We start from the raw sequence: 4,462 nt of genomic DNA, 5'->3' as shown, positions 1-4,462 counted from the left end.
CAAGCTCACCCGGCCGGGCATCGGCGCCAAGGAGCCTACCTGCCAGGCCCAGCATCGCAAACCCGGCGGCTGCCGCCGGCAGTACCCGCGGGACGAGTGGCGCTGTCGTGTCGCCGAGGATCCTCACGGCAAAGTCCAGCCGCTGCTCGGCGGGGGCCGAATCCGGTGGGGTCATGCGCCGCTCCAGCTTCATGTTGATGCGCGCAAGCCGGCGCCGGGCGGCCGGCGGGCGGGCCAGCGCCTGCGCGGCCAGGAGTGGTACCCCATGGCGCACCGCGAGGCGCCCGATGCGGCCGACGAACGGCCACCAGGACCGGTGCATCACCGACAGTCGAGCATCGTCGAACAGGCTGCGCAGCACCGCGGCCGAGCGCGCCTCCATCACGTCAAGGATTCGCGGGAACAGGGCCCGCCCGACGGCGCTGCGCATGATCGGCGTGATGTCGAGAAAGAGGCGGCCGGCGGCGTCGCGGATTGCCGGCGGCCCGGCCATCGCGTCGATCGAGCGCACCCCGTACAGGCGCACGACCGAGGCGCCGATCACCCGGATGGCTGACAGGCCCATCGGCGTCAGCGGCCGGTGCAAACCCTGTGCAAGGCTGAAGCAGAAGTAGACCCGGAGGTTGGAGTCGTCGAGCCCTGCGGCCGGCAGCGGGAAGAGCGTGGTGATCGGCCGAGCCTGGGTCAGCCAGAGGCTGCCGGCCGGATCGATGGCCCACTCGATGTCCTGCGGCTCCCCATGGTGGGCCTCCACTTGTGTGCCGAGTACGGCCAGCGCCCGGATCTGTTCGTCGGTCAGGCAGAAGGTGTGGGAGGCTGGCTGCGTGGACGGTTCGGTGCCGCCCCCTTGGCGGGCCCGGATCACCAGGCGCTTGTCGCCCAGGCGCCGTTCGAGCACCGCACCGGTTGCCAGATCGACGACGAAATGGTCGGGGTTGACGACACCGGAGACTACGGCTTCGCCAAGCCCCGGCGTCGCGTCGATGACCGCCTCCCGGCGCCGGCCGGTCACCGGGTTGGCGGTGAACATGACACCAGCCACGGCCGCCTCCACCAAGTGCTGGACGACCACCGCCAGGCGCGCCGTGGCGTGGTTGATGCCGTTGGTCACCCGGTACACCACGGCCCGGTCCGTCCACAGCGACGCCCAGCACCGGTGGACTGCATCGAGGACGGCCTCGACACCCACGATGTTCAGATAGGTGTCCTGCTGGCCGGCGAAGCTGGCGAACGGTAGGTCCTCCGCTGTGGCGGAGGACCGCACCGCCACCGGCACCCCGTCACCGAGGTCCAGGTAGGCCGCCGCGACCGCGTCGGCGACCAGGGTGGGCATGGCCATGGCCAGGATCCGCTCGCGCGCCTGGCGCGCCAGATCCGCCAACGCGCCGGTGTCCCCTGCCGGAGTGGCGGCGAGCCGGTCCAGGATCTCGGCGAGCTCTGCGGCAGTGGCCACGTCCCGATAGGCCTCGGTGGTCACGCAGAACCCGGCCGGGACCGGCAGTCCCGCAGCGATGAGCTCGCCCAGGTTGGCGGCCTTGCCGCCAACAAGGGGCAACGCGCCCGCGTCGACGTGATCCAGAGCGACGATGAGCGGTCGGCCCCGTCCCTGGGGACCGATCCGCGGCCGCATACCCATCGCCTGTCTCCCTTTGCCCTTTCCGCCATCGGCGCCGTCGCTCAGACACCCAATCTCGTAGGCGCGTCCATGCTCGTCAACCGTCTCGCCAGGCGCCTTGGCCGTGGCCTGCCACGTCGTCTGGTTGGCTGATCGTTCGGCGCCGTCGTCCCGAGCATCAGGCAAGTTCGGCTTGGAGGGTCTCGGTCACGGGGCGGCGGCCGCCGAGCCGGGCGGGAACAGCGGTGAGCGCCGCCACCACGATCACGGTCCCCGCCACCACGGCGAGCAGCTGCCAGAGCGACGGAAGCGTGGCCCTGTCGCTGTCGCCGCCGGTGATGGCGTTGATGGCGGCGAACAGTGCGAAGCCTCCCGGGAAAGCGCCCAAGACAGCGCCGACGAGTGCGGGGAGCACCTGCGCGGCCGCCAGTGCCGCACCCACGTCACGAGGGGTTGCGCCGAGGGCGCGCGCCAGGGCCGACGAAGGCCGGTTGTCGAGCACCGTCGCCCAGGTGATGAAGATGGCGTTGACCGCCGCCAGGGAGAGCAGTACGACCATCACGACAAGGAGCACCTGGCCCAGCAGCTCCACCTGGGCATCGTCATATCCGCTGGCGGGTGGTTGGGTGGTGAGGAAGGTGTTGAGTACCAGTGCGACGTAGATCCCGCTGACCGTGATCGCGATACTGACCACACCCAGCACGACCCGTCGCGGCCGGCGGGCGGCGACCCGCAAGGCGAGAAGCAGCGGGACGGGCAGTCGCGCCGAGATCGCGATCAGCCAACCGATGCGGCGGGCTGGGCGTGCCGAGTCGGCCAGCGCGTTGACGGTGCTGGAGCGGGCGGCGCGCACGGCCGGAACAACGGTCGCAACCACCGCGACTCCGAGTGCCACGGCGGTCACCGCACCGACCGTGGACATGGTCATCGACGGCGTGCCCGCGCTGCCGATGAGGCCGGCACCGGACTCGGTAAGCAGCGGAGCGGTCAGCGATCCGACCGCCAACCCGGCCGCGGCCGCGACGATGGCCACGAGGACATACTCCGCGAGCAGCACGGCAGCGACCAGGCTGGGTGTGCCGCCGACTGCTTTCAGGAGTCCGACGCGTCTGGTCTGATCGGCCATCCGGCCGCCCACCAGCACCGAAAGGCTCGCCACGGCGAGCAGGCCAAGCAGCCAGGCTCCAATCAGCAGAAGGATCTGGGCGTCTCTGGCCAGCTCGGTGGCCTCTTCGAGGATTTCCTCCCAGGACGCCAGGCGTGGAGCGTCCAGGCTCTCCGGGGGGTTTGCGTCGACGAACGCCTGGGCCTCATCCGGGTCGGCCAGCTTCAGGTTCATCACGTAGGACAGGGAGCCTGGATCCGGGGTGAGGCTCCGCACATCCGCCTGGGTGAGCCAGACCAGACCTGGATTCTGTAACAGGCCCGGAGGAAGCTCGGATAGCTCCTCGGGAGTCGCACCGCTCGCGCAGCCCGGGGGGACAATGCAGGACGCCCCCGGGTAGGGCGGCATGGCGGCGGTGACGGCAACGCCGACGACCTCGAACGACCGGCCGTCCAGGGTGACCGGATCACCGACGCGCACATCGAGCGCGTCGGCGAAGGCGGCCTCGACCACCACGCCGCCATCGCTGACCCAGCTGCCCTGGATCAGCTCCGGCTGGTCGACCGAGGTGGGCGCGGCGTCGCGCCCCACGGCCTGCACATCTGACGTTCGACCGGATGCCTGAAGTTCCGCCGGGGTGACCGGGTACGGTCCGCTGTGGTCGATGACGCCGGGAGCGCGGGCCAGTTCCTCGAGGCCGGAACGCTCGGCGGGCCGGCCGGCGCTGGCGACCACGTCGGGTCCGTTGGTCGCCTCCCGGGTGCTCTGGTACGGGTCGCTGGCCGCGTCGCGCAGGACGAGCCCGAGGGTCAACGTCGTCGTCGCCGCCATGATGGCAAGCAGCAGAAGCGCGGCCTCGATGCGGCGCCGCCGGAGGTCACGCACGGCAAGGCGGCCCACGAGCAGGATGCGGCCCATCGCCCTCAGTCCTCCAGCCCGACGAGGGCGCCGAGCTGCCCGGTGGTGCCACCGGTCAACCTGGTCTCGTCCACGAACGCGCCGTCGCGCATCGAGATCATCCGGTCTGCGGTGGCCGCGATCCGCGCGTCGTGGGTGACGATGACCAGCGTCTGCCCGGACTCGTGCAGGCTCTCGAAGAGCTGGAGGACGTCCAGGGTGGCGGCGCTGTCCAGATTTCCGGTGGGCTCGTCGGCGAGGACGACCAACGGTTCGTTGCTCAACGCCCGGGCGATCGCGACCCGCTGCCGCTGGCCACCGGACAGCGCCGAGGGCAGGAAACGCGCCCGGTCGGTGAGCCCGACCTGCTCCAGCAGCTCCTGCGCACGCCGTCTGGCCGCCCGCGGCGAGCGTCCGGCCAGCAGCGCCGACAGCTCGACGTTCTCGATGGCGGTGAGTTCCTCCATCAGGTGGAACGCCTGGAAGACGAAGCCGACGGCAGTCCGCCGCATCCGGGCCAGGGCCTTCTCACCGATGTTGTCGATGCGACGGCCGTTCAGCGACACCTCTCCACCCGAGGGCCGGTCCAGCCCTCCGAGCAGGTGCAGCAGCGTGGACTTCCCGCAACCGCTGGGCCCCATCACCGCCACCGTCTCTCCCACGCCGATGTCGAGATCGACCCCGTCGACGGCGCGCACCAATCCTTCCCCCCTGCCGTACTCCTTTCGCAACCCGCGAGCGCGAAGCACGGACGTGTCGGCGGCGTCGCTCACGATTCACTCCTTCGGGAGGTCCAGTTCTTCTCGCACGCCTCGAGCCAGCGCAGGTCCGCCTGCAGCCGGAGC

General features: G+C 70.9%; 3 protein-coding genes. All 3 read right to left on the bottom strand.

Going from position 1 to position 4,462, the window contains the following annotated elements; all coding sequences use genetic code 11:
- Positions 1–1,630: PEP/pyruvate-binding domain-containing protein (locus tag VF468_23580; GenBank protein HEX5881271.1), on the bottom strand; the 1,630-nt coding region annotated here is incomplete at its 3' end.
- A gap of 163 nt (positions 1,631–1,793) precedes the next feature.
- Positions 1,794–3,638, bottom strand: a complete 1,845-nt coding sequence (locus VF468_23575) for an FtsX-like permease family protein (GenBank protein HEX5881270.1) — start codon at positions 3,636–3,638, stop codon at positions 1,794–1,796.
- Between the two features lie 5 nt (positions 3,639–3,643).
- A complete protein-coding gene (locus VF468_23570; GenBank protein HEX5881269.1) occupies positions 3,644–4,390 on the bottom strand; it encodes an ABC transporter ATP-binding protein in 747 nt (248 codons plus the stop codon).
- Positions 4,391–4,462 lie beyond the last annotated feature (72 nt).

This window comes from Actinomycetota bacterium, assembly GCA_036280995.1.
In the GTDB taxonomy this organism is placed as follows: Bacteria; Actinomycetota; CALGFH01; order CALGFH01; family CALGFH01; genus CALGFH01.
Note: the sequence above shows the minus strand (reverse complement) of the source record. Positions and strands in the feature narration are given on the sequence as shown.